This is a genomic window from Marivirga sericea (genome assembly GCF_900177665.1).
Taxonomy (GTDB): domain Bacteria; phylum Bacteroidota; class Bacteroidia; order Cytophagales; family Cyclobacteriaceae; genus Marivirga; species Marivirga sericea.
Genome location: NZ_FXAW01000001.1, coordinates 33732 through 54261 on the forward strand (window position 1 = coordinate 33732; position 20530 = coordinate 54261).

The 20530-nt window shown below is 35.4% G+C and carries 21 protein-coding genes and 1 tRNA gene; 13 read left to right on the top strand and 9 right to left on the bottom strand.

Features of this window, described 5'->3' with window-relative positions:
- Positions 1-102 precede the first annotated feature (102 nt).
- The 4 genes from B9Y84_RS00145 to B9Y84_RS00160 all read left to right on the top strand — a co-directional run bounded on the left by B9Y84_RS00145 (position 103) and on the right by B9Y84_RS00160 (position 3883).
- Complete coding sequence (locus tag B9Y84_RS00145; RefSeq protein ID WP_085515065.1) at positions 103-1434, top strand: NAD(P)/FAD-dependent oxidoreductase; 1332 nt, start codon at positions 103-105, stop codon at positions 1432-1434.
- Positions 1435-1442: 8 nt separating this feature from the next.
- The gene (locus B9Y84_RS00150; protein WP_085515066.1) at positions 1443-3236 is read left to right on the top strand and encodes a 4Fe-4S binding protein; all 1794 of its coding nucleotides are present in this window, start codon (positions 1443-1445) and stop codon (positions 3234-3236) included.
- Between the two features lie 75 nt (positions 3237-3311).
- Positions 3312-3554: a CopG family transcriptional regulator gene (locus tag B9Y84_RS00155; protein WP_085515067.1), complete on the top strand. Its 243-nt coding sequence runs from the start codon at positions 3312-3314 to the stop codon at positions 3552-3554.
- Entirely contained in the window at positions 3551-3883 is a 333-nt protein-coding gene (locus B9Y84_RS00160) for a type II toxin-antitoxin system PemK/MazF family toxin (protein ID WP_085515068.1), read from the top strand. The genes B9Y84_RS00155 and B9Y84_RS00160 overlap by 4 nt, the downstream gene beginning before the upstream one ends.
- Before the next feature lie 9 nt (positions 3884-3892).
- Here B9Y84_RS00160 and B9Y84_RS00165 read toward each other — a convergent pair whose 3' ends face one another.
- The 4 genes from B9Y84_RS00165 to asnS all read right to left on the bottom strand — a co-directional run bounded on the left by B9Y84_RS00165 (position 3893) and on the right by asnS (position 8126).
- On the bottom strand, positions 3893-4885 hold the full coding sequence (locus B9Y84_RS00165) for a formimidoylglutamase (RefSeq protein WP_085515069.1): 993 nt from the start codon (positions 4883-4885) through the stop codon (positions 3893-3895).
- Entirely contained in the window at positions 4876-6102 is a 1227-nt protein-coding gene (gene hutI, locus B9Y84_RS00170) for an imidazolonepropionase (RefSeq protein WP_085515070.1), read from the bottom strand. Before hutI ends, B9Y84_RS00165 begins: the two co-directional genes overlap by 10 nt.
- Before the next feature lie 44 nt (positions 6103-6146).
- Positions 6147-6500, bottom strand: a complete 354-nt coding sequence (locus B9Y84_RS00175; protein WP_085515071.1) for a four helix bundle protein — start codon at positions 6498-6500, stop codon at positions 6147-6149.
- A gap of 174 nt (positions 6501-6674) precedes the next feature.
- Entirely contained in the window at positions 6675-8126 is a 1452-nt protein-coding gene (gene asnS, locus B9Y84_RS00180) for an asparagine--tRNA ligase (RefSeq protein ID WP_085515072.1), read from the bottom strand.
- A gap of 168 nt (positions 8127-8294) precedes the next feature.
- On the opposite strand from asnS, the gene rpoN reads away from it, so the two are divergent.
- From rpoN to B9Y84_RS00195, 3 genes are all read left to right on the top strand, one after another.
- Positions 8295-9725 (top strand): RNA polymerase factor sigma-54, encoded by a 1431-nt coding sequence (rpoN, locus tag B9Y84_RS00185; RefSeq protein ID WP_085515073.1) that lies wholly within the window; start codon positions 8295-8297, stop codon positions 9723-9725.
- Positions 9726-9829: 104 nt separating this feature from the next.
- Positions 9830-10345, top strand: a complete 516-nt coding sequence (locus B9Y84_RS00190) for a hypothetical protein (RefSeq protein WP_085515074.1) — start codon at positions 9830-9832, stop codon at positions 10343-10345.
- Positions 10346-10449: 104 nt separating this feature from the next.
- Positions 10450-11229 (top strand): enoyl-CoA hydratase/isomerase family protein, encoded by a 780-nt coding sequence (locus B9Y84_RS00195; RefSeq protein WP_085515075.1) that lies wholly within the window; start codon positions 10450-10452, stop codon positions 11227-11229.
- A gap of 73 nt (positions 11230-11302) precedes the next feature.
- Here the strand turns inward: B9Y84_RS00195 and B9Y84_RS00200 are convergent.
- A tRNA-Arg gene (locus B9Y84_RS00200) sits at positions 11303-11376 on the bottom strand.
- A 178-nt stretch (positions 11377-11554) separates the two neighbouring features.
- Between B9Y84_RS00200 and B9Y84_RS00205 the strand changes: the two genes are divergently transcribed.
- Positions 11555-12325, top strand: coding sequence for an outer membrane beta-barrel protein (locus tag B9Y84_RS00205; RefSeq protein WP_085515076.1), 771 nt, complete (start codon positions 11555-11557; stop codon positions 12323-12325).
- A gap of 236 nt (positions 12326-12561) precedes the next feature.
- Complete coding sequence (locus tag B9Y84_RS20480) at positions 12562-12714, top strand: hypothetical protein (RefSeq protein ID WP_176223668.1); 153 nt, start codon at positions 12562-12564, stop codon at positions 12712-12714.
- A gap of 109 nt (positions 12715-12823) precedes the next feature.
- On the opposite strand, the gene B9Y84_RS00210 is transcribed toward B9Y84_RS20480, so the two are convergent.
- A complete protein-coding gene (locus B9Y84_RS00210) occupies positions 12824-14308 on the bottom strand; it encodes a S8 family serine peptidase (protein WP_085515077.1) in 1485 nt (494 codons plus the stop codon).
- A 75-nt stretch (positions 14309-14383) separates the two neighbouring features.
- Between B9Y84_RS00210 and B9Y84_RS00215 the strand changes: the two genes are divergently transcribed.
- Positions 14384-15673, top strand: a complete 1290-nt coding sequence (locus B9Y84_RS00215) for an aminopeptidase P family protein (RefSeq protein WP_085515078.1) — start codon at positions 14384-14386, stop codon at positions 15671-15673.
- Positions 15674-15698: 25 nt separating this feature from the next.
- On the opposite strand, the gene B9Y84_RS00220 is transcribed toward B9Y84_RS00215, so the two are convergent.
- Together B9Y84_RS00220 and B9Y84_RS00225 are read right to left on the bottom strand one after the other, a co-directional pair.
- Complete coding sequence (locus B9Y84_RS00220; RefSeq protein ID WP_085515079.1) at positions 15699-16784, bottom strand: hypothetical protein; 1086 nt, start codon at positions 16782-16784, stop codon at positions 15699-15701.
- A gap of 140 nt (positions 16785-16924) precedes the next feature.
- Positions 16925-17617, bottom strand: a complete 693-nt coding sequence (locus B9Y84_RS00225) for a cyclase family protein (protein WP_085515080.1) — start codon at positions 17615-17617, stop codon at positions 16925-16927.
- Between the two features lie 112 nt (positions 17618-17729).
- Here B9Y84_RS00225 and B9Y84_RS00230 point away from each other — a divergent pair, with 112 nt between their 5' ends.
- From B9Y84_RS00230 to B9Y84_RS00240, 3 genes are read left to right on the top strand one after another with little or no spacing between them, the layout of a single operon-like run.
- Positions 17730-18548, top strand: a complete 819-nt coding sequence (locus tag B9Y84_RS00230; protein ID WP_085515081.1) for an alpha/beta hydrolase — start codon at positions 17730-17732, stop codon at positions 18546-18548.
- A gap of 56 nt (positions 18549-18604) precedes the next feature.
- The gene (locus B9Y84_RS00235; protein ID WP_085515082.1) at positions 18605-19165 is read left to right on the top strand and encodes a DinB family protein; all 561 of its coding nucleotides are present in this window, start codon (positions 18605-18607) and stop codon (positions 19163-19165) included.
- Positions 19165-19581, top strand: a complete 417-nt coding sequence (locus tag B9Y84_RS00240) for a RidA family protein (protein WP_085515083.1) — start codon at positions 19165-19167, stop codon at positions 19579-19581. The genes B9Y84_RS00235 and B9Y84_RS00240 overlap by 1 nt, the downstream gene beginning before the upstream one ends.
- Here B9Y84_RS00240 and B9Y84_RS00245 read toward each other — a convergent pair whose 3' ends face one another.
- The gene (locus B9Y84_RS00245; RefSeq protein WP_085515084.1) at positions 19582-20496 is read right to left on the bottom strand and encodes a hypothetical protein; all 915 of its coding nucleotides are present in this window, start codon (positions 20494-20496) and stop codon (positions 19582-19584) included.
- Positions 20497-20530 lie beyond the last annotated feature (34 nt).

Sequence of the window (20530 nt, forward strand, 5' to 3'; positions counted from 1 at the left end):
AAACGCAAACTTTTTGTTTTTGGATTGCTTTTTATTGTCTTCCGCTTGACAAATGATTAGTTTTAGTGTTACTAATATTGATTTATTATTAAATAACCACCCATGAGGAACATCGTCATTATTGGAAATGGTATTGCAGGAGTAACTACGGCAAGGCACATCCGCAAACATAGTGATGACAACATCACAATCATATCAGCTGAAACAGAACATTTCTTTTCAAGAACTGCCTTAATGTACATTTATATGGGGCATATGAAATATGAAAGTACTAAGCCTTATGAGGATTTCTTTTGGAAGAAAAATAGAATTGATTTGGTTTATGATTATGTAGAACAAATCGATTTTAAAAATAAGAAGCTTAATCTGAAGAAAAGAGAAAGCCTAAATTATGATGTGCTAGTACTGGCGGTTGGTTCGAAATCCAACAAATTTGGTTGGCCAGGGCAAGATTTAGATGCTGTGCAAGGTTTGTACAACTATCAGGATTTGGAAAGCATGGAAAAATACTCACCAACAACGCAGCATGCAGTTGTTGTGGGTGGGGGACTCATAGGCATTGAAATGGGTGAAATGTTTCATACTCGTAATATAGATGTGACTTTCGTAGTACGTGAAAGCAGTTTCTGGAACAATGTATTGCCACCAGAAGAATCGGAAATGATTAATCGTCATATTAGAAAACACGGATTCAACTTGAAGTTAGAAGCTGAAATTACTGAAATTATTGATGGGGGAAATGGCAGGGCAAATGGAGTGAAATTGAAGGAAGGTGGAGAATTGGAAGCACAGTTTGTCGGGCTAACCGTAGGGGTTTCTCCTAATATTGATTTCTTGAAGAATTCTGAATTAGAAACAGATAAGGGTATTAAAGTAAATGAATATTTTGAAACCAATCAGCCGAATGTTTACGCCATAGGTGATTGTGCTGAGTTTGAAAAGGCACCTGCTGAAGACAGAAGACCCATTGAGCAGGTTTGGTATACGGGTAGAATGCACGGAGAAACATTGGCTCAAACCATTTGTGGAACCAAAACTGCCTATCAACCTGGAGTTTGGTTTAATTCAGCTAAGTTTTTGGATATTGAATATCAAACCTATGGTCAAGTGCCCAATCAACCTGATGAGGACATAGAGGAACATTTCTACTGGGAACATGAAAAAGGAGAGAAATCTATAAGATTGGTATTCAACAGAAAAGATAGTACTCTAAAAGGTGTAAACTTGATGGGAGTGAGGTATCGTCACGAGGTCTGCGATAAAATGATTCGAGACAAATGGCCAATGAAGAAAGTCTTTCAAAATTTGAAAGAAGCCAATTTTGATCCTGAATTTTTTAAGAGATATGAAGTTGATTTGGTGGGAATGTACAATGAAAGATATCCGAATGACGAAGTTAAAGTAGGTAGGAAAAAGGTGTTAGGAATATTTTAAAAAGATATATGAAGAGCTTGAAATTAATACATAAAATAGGGTTAATAGTTTTTACGATTGGTTTTCTTACTTATCTCTCTTTGTTTTTCTTGGGACAGTATCAATTAAATAAAATTGATTTGAAAGAAGCTGTAGGGGGCCAGACTTTTTCTGTAGTCGATAAATATGCTCAGCATATTTATGGAACCAAATATGATGATCAGTTTTCTTTTGTTAGTGATTTTAAAGCAATTTTAAGTCAAGCCAATGAAGAGATCAAATCAAAATTTGAAATTAGTAGTGATGTTGCTAGCAAAATTGCCAATTCAACTGAAGGCAATTCATTTCAGCAATCAGCAATAGAAAAAGTGATAGGCACTCCTACGGAAGAAGTGGCCCAATGGCAAATCAAACAGTTAACCGATTATACTGGCTGGATGGAAGGTAGAGAATATGAATCTGCGGAAGAATTGGTGACGCAGTTAGAAAAAGTTATCACTGATGTCAATAATTCGATTATTTCGCAGAAAGGCTTTAGTCAAGACAATATCAATAATAAAGCATTTACGATCACTAAGCAATCAGAAGTTGGCCCTGTAGCTCAAAATCCATGGCTGTGGTTGTTACTAGCTATTGGTATACCTATCATTGGAGCAATCATGTATTTATTACCAAGATTAAAGACACAGCATGCCGGAATCAAAAATGATGGTATATTTCATAGTGCTTTAAAAAACAGAGGCTGGATCGGTATTTTATTGGGTACATTCCTTATCAGCTTTTATGTGTTTCTTTACTGGTTTCCAGAATATATGACCTCCTGGATCGTAATGGTGGACCCAATCAGTAATATACTGAGTGGGAATCCTGCCAGTCAATGGTTTATGTATGGGTTTCTCTACACACTTGCCATTTTGGTGATGGGAATTAGGATGATCATTAAGTATAGACATAGCCCTTATCAAATGGTTCGGACTGTATCAGTTATGTTCTTTCAGTTAGCATTTGCCTTTGTTATTCCTGAAATACTCGTTCGATTGAATCAACCTTATATGGATTTGAAAAATATGTGGCCTTTAGACTACAGCTTCTTTTTTGATTATCGATTAAACGAAATGGTTGAAGCAGGTACGATTGGCTTGTTTATGTTGGGTTGGGGAATAGCCTTATTTACATTGGGAGTTCCAATCTTCACCTATTTGTATGGTAAGCGATGGTACTGCAGTTGGGTATGTGGTTGTGGAGGCCTGGCCGAAACTTTGGGAGATCCTTACAGACAATTGTCAGATAAGTCATTAGGGGCTTGGAAAATAGAAAGATGGTTAATTCATGGTGTTTTAGTTTTTGCAGTAGTGATGACAGCTGCTGTTTTATATACTTATTTCACGGGTAGCTCTCAGCTTTTAGGAATGAACACTTATAATATCAGGGCGGTTTACGGTTTTGGAATTGGATCTATTTTTTCTGGTGTAATTGGTACGGGCTTTTATCCATTTATGGGAAACAGAGTATGGTGTAGATTTGGCTGTCCTTTAGCAGCTTATTTAGGCTTGGTTCAGCGATTCAAGTCCCGTTTTAGAATTACCACAAACGGTGGCCAATGCATTTCTTGTGGTAATTGCTCTACCTATTGTGAAATGGGTATTGATGTTAGATGGTATGCGCAAAGAGGTCAAAATATTATCCGTTCTTCTTGCGTTGGTTGTGGAGTTTGCTCTTCCGTTTGTCCAAGAGGTGTTTTAAATCTTGAAAATAGAGATGAAAACGGAAGGTTTAATCAACCTTCTTTAGTTGGTAATGATAGTTTTGGGGTGCAGAGTTAAAGGAAGAAGAGTTTTCAGGAATTTTTAATTCTGTAATTTTGTATTATATTTGTGATTTACAAATATAAAATAGACATGAATATAACAACAACACTTCCCAAACATGTCGTTGATTTATTGGCCAAAAAGGCTAATGAACTCAATATGCCTAAGAATAAATTGATAGAAAAAGCTTTAACTGTCTATTTAGAAAACATAGAAAAGGCAGAGTATGCCAAATCCTACAAAATGGCAGGAGATGATCTTGATGTCATGATGGTTGCTGAAGAAGGTATGAATGACTACTGGAAACAGCTCAAAGATACTGACGAAGCATGAAGCAGGCTGAAATTTGGAATGTGAACCTAAATCCTGTGAAAGGAAGTGAGCAAGCAGGATTTCGGCCTGTTGTCATTTTGAGTGGAAATTTGGCTAATGAATTTTTACGAACCATAATAGTTTGTCCACTCACAACAAAAGTGAAAGGCTATAAAGGTAATCCTGTTTTAGAACCTGATATTAGAAACGGATTGAAGGAAAAGTCAGAGATTTTGGTTTTTCATATTCGCTCCATCTCAAAAGACCGATTTATTAATAAATTAGGGGAGGTTTCGACAGATTGCATGGAGCAAATGAAGAAGACATTGGGAGATATTTTGAAGTACTAATCCACTTTTCTATCTCTCCAAAACCCCTTTAACAAAATCGCTCACCAAATAAGATAGTAGTTTCCCAGTACTATTATTTTTTAGACCCGTTTCCAATTCTAATGCTGCTTCACAGAGATGGAAATAAGATGGATGCAAACTATGACCAGTTTTGTAGGCATAGTATCTGGCCTCGGTTGTAGAGAATCCTGAGGGAGTCATAGCTGAACTTAAGACTCCTTCTATGCTGTCCATATCCAATTCAATTCCACAAGCCTTATTTTGGTTGAGTTGAATGAAATCATTTAGCGCATCTTCAAAAGTGATTTTCTTTCCTAAATAAATATCTTCCCAGAAATAGTAACGAATGCCTTTATGCATTGCCATTTCATTCAGCATGTTTTGGCTATTGTAATTTTCATGAAGACCCAAAACGCTGTAATCTGCCATATATCTTTCAGCTTTTGCCGTGCTAAATGGATTGCCGCTATGTCTGCCTTCCAAAGCTCTGAAATCCGCATGTGCGTCTAAATTCATCACGTTTATGGCCTTATTCTTTGCTAAGCTAACGCCTTTAATAATTGGGAAAGCATTGGCATGGCTACCTCCAATGACGATTGGTATTTTTCCTGCTTCTGTAATCCTCTGATTAAGCGGAAACACGGCATCATCAATCTGTGGCACTAATGCTCTGTAGTCTTCGGTAGATTGAGCTGTTTTAGCTAAATCTTGAAAATTGAAATGGCCTAATAAGTGAATAGTTTCTCCGCTCAACTTTTCAGTGTGTTGTATATTGAGGAAAGCATTCAGAAAAGAATCCCAAGCGGTATGAGTGCCGCTTATTCCTAAATTTCCTTTTACACCAATCGATTCTTCAATTCCTAATAGAACAAATTTCGCAGTAGAATTTTTAAAATCATTTCCATAGCTGATTGTCTCACCAATTTTAGTTTCCCCTTCTCTTGGCTTTAGGTAGCTATTTAAATCTTGTTCGTCAAAAAAATGAAAGTGATCTATATCCATTCCCCTTTTATCATAACCTTTTCAATATTCTGAGAGCCAAATGCATAAGGCATATAGGCTAAAGAAGGAATATCCTTTGTCAGTATCACGTTAGCTCTTTTTCCTTTGGTAATGGAACCGACCTCATTTTCAACTTCCATCGCAAAGGCTCCATTTAAAGTAGCTGCATTAAAAGCTTCCTCAGGTGTTATTTTCATTTGAATACAAGCAAGAGAAATCAATAATGGAATATTTCCGCTTGGTGAAGAGCCTGGATTATAATCTGTAGCCAAAGCAATAGCAGCACCAGCATCAATTAATTCACGAGCTGGCGGATATCCCATTCTTAAAAAGAAGGCAGCAGACGGTAATAAAGTTGAAATAATATCATGCGTACCTAGTAATTCAATTTCTTCCTTCCCTAATGTTTCTAAATGGTCAACTGATAAAGCATTGGTTTTAATTCCTAATTGCACTCCACCACTGTTATTCAATTGGTTGGCATGTATTTTTGCTTTTAAGCCGTATTTTGCTCCCGCATTCAGCACTTGTTCACTTAATTTCTCATCAAAGAAGCCAGTCTCACAGAATACATCAATATAATCTGCTAATTTTTCTTCTGCAATAGCAGGCAACATTTCATCAATGATAAGCTTTATATAAGCTTCTTTATTTTCTTTGTAAGGCTCAGGAAATGCATGAGCACCCAAAAAAGTGGATTTTACGGGGATATTAACAGACTCTTTTATTCTTCTAATAACCCGAAGCATTTTAAGCTCTGCTTCAAGACTCAAACCATAACCACTTTTGATTTCCAAAGCCCCAGTTCCTAATTGCATTACTTCATTTACACGAACCATGGCTTGTTCAAATAGCTCGTCCTCGGAAGTCTTAGCCAATCTCTTCGCTGAATTCAAAATACCGCCACCTTTAGCCGCAATTTCAGCATAGCTTAATCCTTTGATTTTATGAACAAATTCATCTTCTCGGCTACCTGCAAAAACAATATGCGTATGAGAATCGCAGAAAGCTGGCAAAACAGATTTTCCCTTGGCATCGAATAGTTCCTGATTTGGCTCAATATTCAATTCTTCCATTTTACCGTAATTCAAGATCTTACCGTTTGTTATTTCTAGGAAAGCATTGTCTATGAACGGTAATTCGCCTAGTGCATTTCCTCTTAATAGTTCAGTTTTTTCTCTGGTTCCAAAAAGTGTTTTGATGTTTGTTATGAGCATGGTTAAAAAGTAGGAAGTTAGAAGATGGAAGTCAGAAGTTGAGCCTATTTGATCTTACTTCGAAAACTTACCATCATATTCATTAAATTATATGCTTGATTGTATTGAGTTTGAAATTGATTCCCGTCAATATACTTTCTTCTTTTCGCTTTATGTAAACAAGTTACAACTTCTGCAAGAGATCGAATACTGTAGCTTAAAAATCTTTTATATTCTGGAGCAGATTGTAAAATTGAACCCTCAGAAATATTTAAAGCGATTGAGTCAGCTGCTCTTCGTACTTGGGAAGTGAGGTTGAATACTTCATCTTTTGGGAAGTTTTTTGACAAATTATGTAAGTCTTCACCAAAATCCATAGCGATATGCCATATCCTAAGGTTCTCAAATTTAAAGCTCATGGTTGAAATTTAATGTAAAATACTAAAGTATTAAATCATATTAATCCAACCAACTAAAAATGTAACTTCAATCCCTTCATATTATATGCAGATATTTCCAAAAATTAGCGTCTAAACCGGTCTGACCTTCGGTAATGTCCTAACTTCCAACTTCGAGCTCCCAACTTCTAACTCTTAGAACTCTGCGTTATCAGGTGTTCTCGGAAACGGAATCACATCCCTGATATTACCCATTCCCGTCACAAAAAGCATCAAGCGTTCGAAACCTAAGCCGAAGCCGCTGTGTGGAGCAGTACCGAATTTACGGGTGTCTAAATACCACCATAATTCATCCTCAGGAATGTCCATTTCTTTCATTCTTTGGGTCAACTTATCCAATCTTTCTTCTCTTTGAGAACCGCCTACAATCTCTCCAATCCCAGGAAATAAAATATCCATAGCACCTACCGTTTTGTCATCATCATTCTGACGCATGTAAAAAGCTTTGATGTCTTTCGGGTAGTCAAACAAGATAACTGGTTTCTTAAAATGCTTTTCAACTAAAAATCTTTCGTGTTCTGATTGTAAATCTGCTCCCCAACCTTCGATTATGTAGTTGAATTTCTTCTTCTTATTGGGTTTGCTGTTTCTCAGGATTTCGATTGCATCCGTATAGCTTACTTTTTCAAAGTCATTTTCCAAAATAAACTTTAATCTTTCCATTAAGCCCATTTCCTGACGCTCATTCTGAGGTTTTTGCTTGTCCTCATCATCGGCTCTTTTGGCTAAGAAATCTAAATCGTCTTGACAGTTTTCTAAGGCATATTTTACCACATACTTCAGCATTTCTTCTGCTAAGGCCATGTTGTCATTCAAATCGTAGAATGCCATTTCGGGCTCTACCATCCAGAATTCAGCTAAGTGACGGGTAGTATTCGAATTTTCCGCCCGGAAGGTTGGACCGAACGTATATATTTCACCCAATGCCATAGCGCTCAATTCGCCTTCCAGCTGACCTGATACGGTGAGATTGGTTTCTTTCCCAAAGAAATCTTTTTTATAGTCCACTTTACCATCATCCGTCATTGGTATTTTATCTAAATCGAAATTGGTCACATGGAAAGTTTCTCCAGCGCCTTCTGCATCATTTGCAGTGATGATTGGCGTATGTAAATTATAGAATCCTTTTTCATGGAAAAACTGATGGATCGCAAAAGCCAAAGAATGTCGGATTCTGAAAATAGCGCTAAAAGTGCTGCTTCGCATTCTGAGGTGTGCTTTTTCCCTCATAAACTCCATTGAGTGTTTTTTAGGCTGCAATGGATATTTTTCAGCATCTGCTTTTCCTATAACCTCTATATTTTCTGCCAGAATTTCTACAGACTGACCAGCTCCTTTTGAGGCTACCACTTTTCCAATCACACTTAGTGCAGCACCAGTGGTAATATCTTTAATGATATTTTCTGAAATAATTTCTGGATCAGCTACGATTTGGATGTTATTGATAGTAGAACCGTCATTAAGCGCAATAAAAAAAACAGGTTTTCCACCTCTTTTTGTTCTTACCCACCCTTTTACATTTGCCTGTTGTTCAGAAGCTTCACTAGCCAATAGTTTTTTGATTTTAACTCTTGCCGGAACAGTCATAAAATTATTGCGTTTATTTATATTAAAATTTAATTCGCCAAAATTCGATATTATTGGCTTTTTATCAAAGATTTTATGTGGTTATAATCAATTTTTTAATGCTTAATTCGATAATTTAAAATAAATTTGAGTTAAGATATCTGGCACAGTTTTTAGTGAAATAGAATTATGCAAAAATTAGTACTTTCTCAATCTTTAGGACAGCGATTGTCACCTCAGCAAATTCAGTTTATAAAACTGTTGCAAGTACCTACTGCTGAGTTGGATACAAGAATTGAAGAAGAATTGGAAATCAATCCTGCATTAGAAGAAGGTAAGGAAGAGTCTGAAGAAGATAATTACGAAGAGGACTACGAAGAGGAAGCTACCGATGATTTTGATATAGAAGATTATCTTCATGATGATGAAGCGGGCTATAAAATGCAGGGTGACGGTAATGGTAAAGAAGAAGAGAATGAGATGCCCATTGCCATGGGAACTACTTTGAATGATCAATTAATGACTCAATTAGGCTATCTTGGCTTGGATGAACAACAATATAAAATTGGGAAACAGCTGATAGGAAGTATAGAAAGTGATGGATATATTCGAAGAGAAATCAATGCAATTGTCAATGATTTAGCCTTTTCTCAAAATGTAAATACTGATGAAGATGAGGTTGAAAGTGTTTTAACAAAAATTCAGGATTTTGACCCTGCAGGTATTGCGGCTCGAAACCTAGAAGAATGTCTTTTACTTCAGTTGGAGCGAAAATTTGATCAGTCAGAGGTTGTGAAATTGGCTTACCAAATCATCAGTGACTGCTTCGAGGAGTTTTCTAAGAAGCATTATGAAAAGATTGTCAAGAAACTCAATATTGATGATGAGTCGCTATTTAAAGATGCAATTGATACTATAAAACGTTTGAATCCTAAGCCGGGAGGTTCTGGCTCAGGAGCCGTGAAAACTCAGTTCTTGATGCCTGATTTTATTCTAACTAATCAGAATGGAGAACAATTGATCACCTTAAATTCCAGAAATGCACCAGACTTAAGGGTTAGTCCATCTTATTCTGAAATGCTTAAAGCTTATGATAAGGGTGATAAAAAGGATAAGAAATTAAAAGAAACGGTTGGTTTCGTAAAGCAAAAGCTGGATGCTGCAAAGTGGTTCATTGATGCAATCAAACAAAGGCAATTTACTTTGTTAAATACAATGCAGGCTATTTTAGAATACCAATTTGAGTTTTTTAGAGAAGGCGATGAAAGTAAATTACGCCCGATGATCTTAAAGGACATAGCAGAGAAAATAGATATGGATATTTCAACTGTATCAAGGGTGGCGAATAGTAAATCTGTGCAAACCGAATTTGGTATTTACCCATTAAAGTATTTTTTCTCGGAAGGAATTGCTACAGAGTCGGGAGAAGATGTAAGTTCAAGAGAAGTGAAAAATACTTTAAGAAGTTTTATCGACAAGGAGGATAAAAGTAAACCTCTTTCAGATGACAAACTGGAAAAATTATTAAAGGAAAAAGGCTATATGATTGCCCGTAGAACTGTTGCAAAATATAGAGAACAACTGAATATTCCTGTTGCACGATTAAGAAAAGAGTTATAGTGAGTAAATTCTGGGCACAATTCATATCTGTTGTTTTTCAACCTCTCCTGATTCCTAGTTATATATTTCTAGGGATCTTATTTTTTCTTCCCTATAGTTTAAATATGACCGGAGATTTAGCTTGGCGTTTTATGTCGATGATTTTCATGACAACATTCCTTATTCCATTGATGGGGATATTGCTGCTGAAATTTACCAGAAATATTACGAATTTGAACATGGAAGATAGAAAGGAGCGCGTTTTCCCATTTCTATTCAATGCTATATTTTACGGAGCAACGACCTATCTTTTTTGGGAGAAATTCCGCTTTCCAAATTTAGTAACTGTAATTCTCCTGACTGTAACCATAAGTATAGTCATCTTAACTATCATCACAATTTGGTGGAAAATTAGTGCTCATTCCATAGCAATCGCTGGTGCAACAGGTATTTATCTTGCACTCCTTTTAAAAACTGAGCCTTCTGATTTTTACTATGCTGTAGCTTTATGTTTTTTGTTTTGCGGTTTGGTCGGAAGCGCACGCTTGAAATTATCTGCTCATAATAGTGCACAAGTTTGGGTTGGTTTCTTGATTGGGTTTTTCGTAAATTTCATCACAATTGCAGTATTCAATTATTAAAAGATTGATTAGTAAATAAAAGAGTGTAATCACTATTTGATATTTAGTGTCAATTATTAAATATTTGTTGAATTAATGAGATTTCATATAAAGAATAACAAATAATGTACGAGTTTTTAAAATATAACCTTCAAGAAGGTGTCTGCACCATTACTTTTAATCGTCCTGATTTCTATAATGCTTTTAATGATGGAATCAGTTACGAATTTCAAAAAGCGTTGAAAGAAGCTGGAAAGGACTCTAATGTGAGGGTAGTAGTCATCACAGGAGAGGGAAAAGCATTCAGTTCAGGACAAGATTTAAAATCTGCCCGTGATGAAGATGATAGAATGTTCTATAACTCCCTAGAAAAGAGATATAATCCCATAATTAGAGCAATGCGAAAACTTCCAAAGCCGATTATTGCTAGATTAAATGGTGTTGCAGCAGGTGCGGGTTGTTCTTTAGCTTTAGCTGCTGATATGATTATTGCAGCTGAATCATCTAAAATGATTGAGGTATTTATTAATATTGGCCTTGTACCTGATTCTGGTTCTTCTTTCTTCTTACCCAATTTGGTAGGTTATCAAAAAGCATTTGAATTATGTGCAATGGGTACCAAAATAACTGCTAAAGAAGCTTATGAATTGGGAATTGTAAATAAAGTCGTAAAGGATGAAGATCTAGATGCTGCGGTAAAATCTTACACAGATTATTTTGCCAAAGCTCCAACTAAATCGATCGGTATGATTAAGAAGATGTTGAATAAAGCAGCTACTTCAACATTAGATGATATGCTGGAATATGAAAAATATTCTCAACAAATAGCAGGAACTTCTGCTGATTATAAAGAAGGAAAACAAGCCTTTCTTGAGAAGCGAAAGCCTATTTTTAAGGGGGAGTAAGATTTACTTGAGGAGATATTCGGCAAGCGGTTACAAAAAAAACCGCTTAGATAACAATCTAAGCGGTTTTTTGTGACCTCGGCAGGATTCAAACCTGCAACCTCCACAGCCGTAATGTGGTGCACTATTCAGTTATGCTACGAGGCCATTTTTTCTATTTTGACACTGCTTCCTTACTCCCAAGCAATATCTTTTCATTAACTACGTTTGCTAATGAGTTTGCAAAGGTAGAAAATAATTTCTTATAAGAAAAAGGAATTATTTATTTATCCTCTGCATAAAACGCTATCTTTGTCATTCGAAAGTAAAATTCAAAACATTACCAATGAAAAAATTATTCGTATTTACTTTAACGATTTTAACTGTTGTAGCTACCGTAAATGCTCAAAATTTACAGGAGAAAAATACATTCGGTCCTAGACCAAATCTAAAAGGAGATTTAACATTGTCTTTTGGTTTAAATATGTTGTATGGAAATGATGTAGACGATTTAAACCTGAGAACTTTCGGTAATAATTCCTTTAAAATTGGTTATATGTACCCAGTGCAGATTTCTGATTCCAAATTTACTTTTAATGCTGGATTTAATTTTTCATTCGATAAATACGCATTTGACGGTGATTCAACTACCTTAGGGGTTGTATCTGGAACAGATGAATTAAGAAATGTTAGATTGCAAACAATAGGAGAGGATTTGTTCGGAGAAAACGGCTTTGTTGAGAAGTCTAAATTTGAAACTAATTATGTTAATATTCCATTAGAGTTACGCTACTATTTTAATAGAAATAAAATAGATGATGGCGGTTTGTTTCTTGCAGCAGGAGGGAGCATTGGGTATTTGATTAATGGGAAAACTAAAATCAAGTATGTAGAAAATGAACAGACCAAGAAAATCAAAAGGAAGGAAAGTTTCGAATTGAATCAATTCAGATATGGAGCTCACTTTAGAATTGGCATTGCTGGGTTTGGTGCTCATTTCGAGTATGATTTTTCTGAATTATTTAACCCTGGAAGAGGGCCTTTAAATAATGCTGAGGTTCCAGTTGCAACTCAAACAACTCCATTTAGATTCGGACTGAGTTTTAATTTGTTTTAGATTATATAAAATTTTTATTTCGATATGAAGAGCATCTACCTAAAATTAGATGCTTTTTTTATTTGTTACATTTTTTGTGAAGAAGCACAAATATCTTTTTGCAGTGCTCACTATTTCCTTGTTCTTTCTAGTTGCTTCGGATATGTAGGCGAGTATTCCAATGAATTAAACGCAAATTGCTATCGATTTCAAAAAACTTATCATGCCATAAATTAAGTACCTTAATTGACTGTATTATGAGTTTAAAAGTGAGGGAATTAGCTGTTGAAGATTATGATGGTGATAAAATTAAGTTGCTATCTGATGATAATCTGGGTTTTAGTATAATGAGTTTCTTCTTGATTTGGAGCCCCAGCAGCAGCTATATACTTGCATTGGATAAGCTTTAAAATGATTACTCGCGCTTAAAATGTGTGCTGTTAGCACTTGATATGTCTGACAAATTTCAAAAGTATTCCAATCAAATTTACTTCGAAATTGATTTCTCAGTACAACAGACTATTTCCACTCAATTTCCATCTGGTATTTATTCTGAGCTACAATAGTAGAGTACATTGCTTTATCTATCTTCTCAATTTTAAAAGTAGATTGTCCGTTCTCAATCTTGATAGATTTTTGTTCCAAGACATTTCTTGAATTCTCTTTGTGAAATATAACCACTGTCTCAATACCTGCAGGAAGATCTACAGTCAGATAATCTTGATCTGAAATTACAGTATTGAAATTCGTTTTCAGTTTTTCTTCTTTTAAAAGTGCAATTACTTTCTTACTGTCTGGAACACCAAAGCCTACATAATTATTAGGGATTTCTGCTAGATGGCTGCTTGATTTGATAAGGTCAATTACTTCCAAATTTGTAAGGGTGCTGTCATATTCCCAAATACATGCAGCTAGTCCAGTAATTACGGGAGCTGCAAAAGAAGTCCCATTTGCGGCAAAACAAGCTACATCTGGTTTTACGTAATCTAATTTTTCAGGACCAATAGACGAGTAATACAACTTGGACCAGTCATCAAAACGAACGGCTCCTACCGTCAAAATATCTTGAGCATCTGAAGGCAATGATAAAATGCTCCATTTTTGGTGACCGTCATTTCCAGCTGCACTTACAATTAACATTCCTTTTTCTGCAGCTATTTGAGCTGTTCTGGTGATCATACTACTTTTTCCATCCACTTCCTTTTTGCTATGATTTTCCTTTCTTTTATCAAAACCATCGGTATATCCTAGGGATGAATTCACTAATCGGATACCCATTTCGTGAAATAATTCTATAGCTTCTACCCAATAATCTTCTTCAATTCTTTTTTCTCTGATGCCGTGGTCTGTTCTTGTTAAATATAAATCTGCATTTTCAGCCATTCCATATTTTATTGAGTTCCCATTATCTGAGCCTACTATCATTCTTAACACTTGAGTTCCGTGGTCATCTTGTGAAATTCTTTTGCCATAAAAAGGGTCATTATTGCCGTTTAGTAAATAATCTTTGAAAAATTTAATCTGTTTGTTTGCAATCAAATGTTGTAATGAAGGTTCTGCATCTGCATCCATAAAACCACCATCGATCACACCGATTTTCACACCTTTACCAGTTAATTTCATACTATCGGTGATGTAATGTGCCTCGATTTGTTCTAAGGCGTATGAATATTCAAGTTCGGTTGGGTTTTCAACGGATAGGACTTCAAGTCCCTTTTGCGGGTCAATTTTTTTCACAAAACCATATTTTGCTAATGAATTTGCATGGTGTTTCTTGGTAGAGATGCTTACTACAGGATTCCATTTTGACTGGTAATGAAATGATAAATTTTCAGGATACTGCTTTTTTAAGCTGTCTTTAAAGAGTTCTATTTGCTGACTTTGTTCCTTCAAATGATCAACATTGAATTCCAGCCAGTACTTCTCTTGTGCTAAAACTGCAATCGAAAGCAGGTAAATAGGGACTAAGAAGAAGATTGTCTTGAAAAAAGCCTGTTTTAACATGTTGAATGAGATAATAAAATGTAAATTTGAAATTTACGAAGCTTAAACGATTAATTTGATATAAAAAGTAATTTTATGAGATACAAAACTTTAGACTCGTCCTTATATGTAAAGAACCGCAAAAACTTCATGAAGCAAATGCCAGCTCGATCTTTGGCCGTCTTTAATTCTAATGATGTAATGCCACTAAATGCGGATGGGACTATGACCTTTTGGCAAAACAGTGATTTGTTTTATCTGACGGGTATAGATCAAGAAGAGAGTATATTGGTTTTATTTCCTGATTTTGATAATGACAGTTGGAGGGAGATTTTATTTGTAACTGAAACGAATGAGCATATTGCCGTTTGGGAAGGACATAAATATACTAAAGAAGAAGCTACTGCAGCTTCAGGTATTCCAACAGTGATGTGGTTATCTCAATTTGAAACTGTTTTCAATACCTTGATGGCAGAAGCTGAGCAGGTTTTCATCAACACCAATGAGCATATCAGAAACGCAACACCTGTGGAAACGCGTGATATGCGTTTTATTAAGTGGTTGCAAGATAGATATCCAGCACATCAATACAGAAAAGCAGCGCCTATTTTGTATGATTTAAGAGCGATTAAAGATCCTCAGGAGATCACGCAAATGGAAAGAGCTTGTAAAATTACAGAAGATGCCTTCAGAAGAACCTTGAAATTTGTAAAACCTGGCGTTAAGGAATACGAAGTTGAAGCAGAAGTTTTGCATGAATTTGTGAGACAAGGTTCAAAAGGGTTCGCTTATACTCCAATTGTTGCTTCAGGCGGAAATGCTTGTGTACTTCATTATATTGAAAATAAAGACGTTTGCAAGGATGGGGATTTGTTGTTGATGGATGTCGGTGCTGAGTATGGGAATTACAATGCTGATATGACGCGTGCAATTCCTGTTAACGGAAGATATACCCAGCGACAGAAAGATGTTTATAATGCAGTTTTAAGAGTGATGAAAGAATGTTATAATATCTTAACACCAGGCAACAGAATTCCTGAATACCATAAAGAAGTGGGGAAGTTGATGGAAAGTGAATTGCTCGGTTTGGGCTTATTGGATAAAACGGATATCAAAAACCAAGACCCATCAAATCCTGCTTATAAAAAATATTTTATGCACGGAACGTCTCACCACATTGGATTGGATGTTCATGATGTGGGAAATATTTACAGGAAGTTTGAGCCAAACATGGTTTTCACTATTGAGCCCGGTATCTATATTCAAAATGAAGGGATAGGAGTACGTTTAGAAAATGATGTAGTCATCACTAAAGATGGTCACCATGATATGATGGGCAATATCCCGATTGAAATTGATGAGATCGAAGATATAATGAATAGCTAAAAATGGAGAAGCGATGATCGGAAGGTCATCGCTTTTTTATTGTCATTTCCATTGAATTGTTGCTATAAATTGGTTCCATCCCTCTAGTTATTGATGCATATTTTTCTAACAATTCTTCCTCCTTAATTAAACCAGAAAAATCAATTGTGTTCATGTTATGATTGATACTAGAGAAAATAAAGGGCAGCTTTGTGTTTTTCAGGAAGAGTAGTTTTTCTTTTCTGGCAGTTAAATTGGTTGCGTACCATTTTTCTCGAAATGCATTATGCGCTTCAAGTTCTTCTGGACTTCCAGGATCTCTCATAATTTTGGTTTTAAGATTATCAGGTAAAGAATCATGCGTATAAACCCAATATTGACTTAATGGAAGGAAATAAGCACTATCACTCATATCCTTTTGATAGTATAGATAGGTTAATGCTGCTTCAGGATCCAATCTCCCCGCTTCCACTGCACTTCTCATCATATTTTTAAGGTTCATTACACTCTTGTCTTCAGCTCTTCGTCTAGCAACATGAAGTAAAACAATATGGTGACCTTGAGAAACCAAATCCGCAGGATAGCCGAGTTTGACCTGTGAAGGGAAACCGTAGGTCTTAGAGTAACCGATTATTTGTTGCAAATTAGATCTTTCGTTTACTTCAATAATTGAATCAAACTCGTCATAATGGGGTCTGTGTAACTGGTCTTTTATAAATATCCCCTCGAATTCAGCTCTTTTTACAGGATCATAGTCTATGACTTTTTGATCGATAAGACTATTCCACTCTTTCTCATCTAAATAAGAGCTTACAAAGACAGACTTAGTTTTTTCGGCATTTTCAGAATTATTGATAATGACTTGCAAGAACTGATTCCTACTTTCGATCAGACCAGCATATTGACTTGCCAGTGCTGCATTAAAAACGTCTTTTCCGAATGGCTTTTCGATTAGTCGGAACGCTTCTTGGTACAGATTGACTGCGTCTTTGTATTTTTCATCCACAATCTGCATTTCTGCATCTTTTACCAATTCATAATATCGAGGGACATTAGTTTCTACAGCTTGTTTGCATGATGACAAAGAGAATAGAAATATGATTATCAATTGTGGTAAATAATAGTCTTTCATTTATTTTGGATTGATTTATTCTTTGTTTAAAAGGTATTAAATTAAGATGTATTTGTACTAAGTCTTTAAGGTAAAATTTTGTTAATGTAGGAAAAAGGGAGTGCTTATTTATTTTAGGAAATACTAAATTATATAATCAACTATTCAAAAACAGCCACAGCTCTAACAGGAGAGCCCGTTCCTCCTCTAATTTTCAAAGGAAATGCTATAAACCGAAATCTTCCTCTTTCAATCAATTGATGTAGGTTGATCATGTTTTCATAATGAGTAAAGCATAGCTCTCCACAAATGTGATGGACCTCTTTATTGGATACTTTTCGAACCCCAGGTGACATAGTTTCTACGCCAAAAGCAGATATTTTTTGCTCTCCCAGCCAACGAGCTGTTTTGGCAGAAACACCTGGTCCGTTTTCCCAATTTTCTGAATTGAAGTGTTTTCTGTAATGATCAGTATAAAATAGGACAGTATCTCCTTTTTTGATTTCTACATTAGCGTTCTTACAAGCCAATTCGACTTCGTGAGGTTCTATCAACTCTGCTAGATTTTTATTCGAGAAGTCTAAGCAAATACCTTCAGTATAAAACATTGATAAGGGCATTTTATCGATGGATTTCCCTTCATATTCTTTAGCCATGTGGTTAATGGCATCAACATGAGTTCCTGTATGCTCCCCAAGCTCTAATTTATGGACAGCAGGGGTTCTCTTTGTAGGGTTTTTAATGCCTTCCCACTCCTCATGCGAATTGTGGATTTCCATTTTCACCTGAGGAAGGTCTTTAAAAACTGGCATTCCTTCATAAATATCTTGACTTAAGTCGATGATTTCGGGCATTAATGTATAGATTAATTATTTTGCAAAATATTTGAAAAAATTTAGAATAAGTTTCAAATTGAAGTGTTTATTTCCAAATGAAGATTGATTTTCAATTTGACTTAATTAAAACATGAATAAATTCCTCTTCCTATTTTTTCTTCCACTAAATATTTTAGCAATTGATCCTGACAGAGAATATATTTTAACGCCTGATTCCATTAATTGGGACTATAAAGAATTATTAGTCACCACCGCAGACGGATTTGATTTGAATACTTGGATTTATGCTACTAATCCTGATAAAGAGCAAGATAAGGTTCTTATTATAGCTTATCCAGATGCTGGTAATATGTCTTATTTTGTCTATCATGCGTCTATTTTGGCTAATTTAGGTTTTACGGTCGTTACTTTTGATTACCGGGGATTTGGCAAAAGCGATGATTTTGAAATTAAGCCAAATAATCTATTTCATATTGAGTTTTCAAATGACTTAAAATCAATTGTAGATTTTACTGACAAAAGATTTAAAGATAAAAGTATAGGGATTTGGGGCTCTTCAATGGGGACGATGGTAACAACTTACGCTTTTGAAGATATAAAGGATAAAATAGACTTTCTGATTTATGATGCATTTGTCTATGATCCAATTGAGCATATTCAACGAATAAAATCGCTAAAGGGAAAGGAAACGTTTTCGCCAATTGATGCTAATGAATATATCCAAAAATGGAAAGTAATCGATATTCCGATTTTGATTTTTGCAGGGAAGGAAGACAATATTACCACAGCTCAAGATGCTAGAGCAAATAAAGATAAATTTAGTATCAAGCCAGAAGTACAAATTTATGATGGGGGACATTTAATGGGTTTTCAGCACAAAGGAGATAGTATGGGTTTTGGTGGCTGGTACTCTTTTCAAATGAAAAGGTTTATTGAGGAGATACGCTGAAGTAAACTACTGCTATATTTCCCCAACCTTTTCCCACTCAATTCCGATTACAAAATATGATTTGGCTAAAAGATGTTATCAAAGATTTACAGGAAATTGAAGAAACCACGAGAAATGAGTTTCAGAATTTAGGTGAAGAGGAGTTAGTGTGGAAACCTGCCCCAGAGAAATGGTCTGTAGCAGAATGTTTGCAGCACATCATTATAGCCAATTCTATCTACATAAAAGACATTGAACAGCGGTTGCAAAAAGCAGAAGTGAAGACTATTGAGTACCCTATCACTTTTTCGATTACAGGAAAATTATTTCTTTACGCTGTGGATCCAAAATACAAATGGAAAGTACCCGCTCCGAAGATTTTTAAGCCCACTAACGGAAATAAGGTTGAGAATGGAGAGAAAACTGTTGAGTATTTTTTAAAATTGCAGCAAGAAATTATAGCAACGGCTCGAAAAGCCTGTGCTTATGACCATCAACATGTTCACACCTACAGCCCTTTGAGTAAATTATTGAAATTTAATGTAGGAGAGCAGTTGTACATTATGATGCGACATACTAAAAGGCATATCAATCAGGCCAAGCGCGTTAAAAATCAATTACCAAAAACTGTAGCTTAATGGAAGAAAAAATCAGAAATTCAAATCGTGCGCCCTTACCTGTTGGTTTATATCCCCATGCGCGAAAGGTAGGTAACCTATTGTTTTTATCCGGGGTAGGTCCACGTAAAAAAGACAGCAAAACGATCCCTGGAGTAGAATTAGATGAAAATGGGGAGATTAAGGACTACGACATTGAAATACAATGCAAGGCTGTTTTTGATAATGTCAAGATGATTTTAGAAGACTGTGGGAGCAGCTGGGATAAACTAGTTGATGTACAAGTCTTCTTAACCAATATGAAAGATGATTTTTCGACTTTCAATAAGGTTTATGCTGAATATTTCAAAGATATTCAACCATGTAGAACTACTGTAGAGGTAAATGCCTTACCAACACCAATTGCAATTGAACTAAAGTGTGTGGCTGAGTTGTGATTATGTATCACTGGGGACTTCAATTTTTTCATATAAATTGTGAATCCAGAGGATGACAACTCCAAACGTGATCGCTGAAACCACCAAAATATCATTTAATATTCCATCTGTACTAAAGGATATTTTGATCAAAATGGTTGAAATCACAAAGCCTGAATTTCTAATCACGGATCTAAAACTCGATGTATGCGTGTAGGAAATCAGCAATAGCAGTACATCGCTTAAAATCAGAATCGTAAAAAACTCATCAAAGAAAATATTATTCGTGTTTTTAATAGAATCAATCCTATGCGAAGCGGAGAAAAATACTTCATAGAAATAATCTCCAAAGCTGTAAACTGCTAATCCCAATAAGACAGGAATTAAAAGGACTGAAAATCTTTTCTTGGTTTCAATGAATCTTTGAGTTTGCTCTCTTTTTGAGAGCTCTCCTTTTTGGGCGGAAGTTCTTTTACTGTTTAGATAATAGAAAATGAATATTAATCCAAAAATTATTAGAGAAGCCCCAATGTCGTAGGTAAACTGTAAATCATCTTTACTGCTAAACCAACTACTTTCTAAATCTAATTGTGCTAAATCCTTAAATAGTCTTCGAATTAAAACCAGCAAAATTATTTCATATTGTTTACCAATATAAATCGTAATTGATTTAGGGAGGAAATAGACTAACAGATAAACCTCATAAACAAGAATAAAAGAGAAAGGCGTATAGATAGCTGCTATCGGATTATCTAAAAGACTGGTTGAATAGGATGATTCAAATATCTCTAATTTATTCAAAATGATTAAAGTGAGATGAATGAAAAATCCAGCTATAGCAATAACTATGATTACTTTTTCGCTTCTCTCTTTCATTTTTTCTGAAAGCAAACGCTGATAGAGCTGCTCCCAAAATTTAGATATTGCTTTAGCCATTTCCAGTTCTTTTATAGCTTAACCATCAGCAAGT

What these genes read in the sequence shown, in the direction of transcription:
- B9Y84_RS20480 (WP_176223668.1), top strand. Translation starts at nt 12,562, where the DNA reads ATGAGTTTAAAAGTGAGGGAATTAGCTGTTGAAGATTATGATGGTGAT.
- asnS (WP_085515072.1), bottom strand. Translation starts at nt 8,126, where the DNA reads ATGACTGTTCCGGCAAGAGTTAAAATCAAAAAACTATTGGCTAGTGAA.
- B9Y84_RS00235 (WP_085515082.1), top strand. Translation starts at nt 18,605, where the DNA reads ATGATTTGGCTAAAAGATGTTATCAAAGATTTACAGGAAATTGAAGAA.
- B9Y84_RS00240 (WP_085515083.1), top strand. Translation starts at nt 19,165, where the DNA reads ATGGAAGAAAAAATCAGAAATTCAAATCGTGCGCCCTTACCTGTTGGT.
- B9Y84_RS00150 (WP_085515066.1), top strand. Translation starts at nt 1,443, where the DNA reads ATGAAGAGCTTGAAATTAATACATAAAATAGGGTTAATAGTTTTTACG.
- B9Y84_RS00215 (WP_085515078.1), top strand. Translation starts at nt 14,384, where the DNA reads ATGAGATACAAAACTTTAGACTCGTCCTTATATGTAAAGAACCGCAAA.
- B9Y84_RS00145 (WP_085515065.1), top strand. Translation starts at nt 103, where the DNA reads ATGAGGAACATCGTCATTATTGGAAATGGTATTGCAGGAGTAACTACG.
- rpoN (WP_085515073.1), top strand. Translation starts at nt 8,295, where the DNA reads ATGCAAAAATTAGTACTTTCTCAATCTTTAGGACAGCGATTGTCACCT.
- B9Y84_RS00155 (WP_085515067.1), top strand. Translation starts at nt 3,312, where the DNA reads ATGAATATAACAACAACACTTCCCAAACATGTCGTTGATTTATTGGCC.
- B9Y84_RS00175 (WP_085515071.1), bottom strand. Translation starts at nt 6,500, where the DNA reads ATGAGCTTTAAATTTGAGAACCTTAGGATATGGCATATCGCTATGGAT.
- B9Y84_RS00190 (WP_085515074.1), top strand. Translation starts at nt 9,830, where the DNA reads ATGACCGGAGATTTAGCTTGGCGTTTTATGTCGATGATTTTCATGACA.
- B9Y84_RS00160 (WP_085515068.1), top strand. Translation starts at nt 3,551, where the DNA reads ATGAAGCAGGCTGAAATTTGGAATGTGAACCTAAATCCTGTGAAAGGA.
- B9Y84_RS00205 (WP_085515076.1), top strand. Translation starts at nt 11,555, where the DNA reads ATGAAAAAATTATTCGTATTTACTTTAACGATTTTAACTGTTGTAGCT.
- B9Y84_RS00225 (WP_085515080.1), bottom strand. Translation starts at nt 17,617, where the DNA reads ATGCCCGAAATCATCGACTTAAGTCAAGATATTTATGAAGGAATGCCA.
- hutI (WP_085515070.1), bottom strand. Translation starts at nt 6,102, where the DNA reads ATGCTCATAACAAACATCAAAACACTTTTTGGAACCAGAGAAAAAACT.
- B9Y84_RS00245 (WP_085515084.1), bottom strand. Translation starts at nt 20,496, where the DNA reads ATGGCTAAAGCAATATCTAAATTTTGGGAGCAGCTCTATCAGCGTTTG.
- B9Y84_RS00230 (WP_085515081.1), top strand. Translation starts at nt 17,730, where the DNA reads ATGAATAAATTCCTCTTCCTATTTTTTCTTCCACTAAATATTTTAGCA.
- B9Y84_RS00195 (WP_085515075.1), top strand. Translation starts at nt 10,450, where the DNA reads ATGTACGAGTTTTTAAAATATAACCTTCAAGAAGGTGTCTGCACCATT.
- B9Y84_RS00210 (WP_085515077.1), bottom strand. Translation starts at nt 14,308, where the DNA reads ATGTTAAAACAGGCTTTTTTCAAGACAATCTTCTTCTTAGTCCCTATT.
- B9Y84_RS00165 (WP_085515069.1), bottom strand. Translation starts at nt 4,885, where the DNA reads ATGGATATAGATCACTTTCATTTTTTTGACGAACAAGATTTAAATAGC.
- B9Y84_RS00220 (WP_085515079.1), bottom strand. Translation starts at nt 16,784, where the DNA reads ATGAAAGACTATTATTTACCACAATTGATAATCATATTTCTATTCTCT.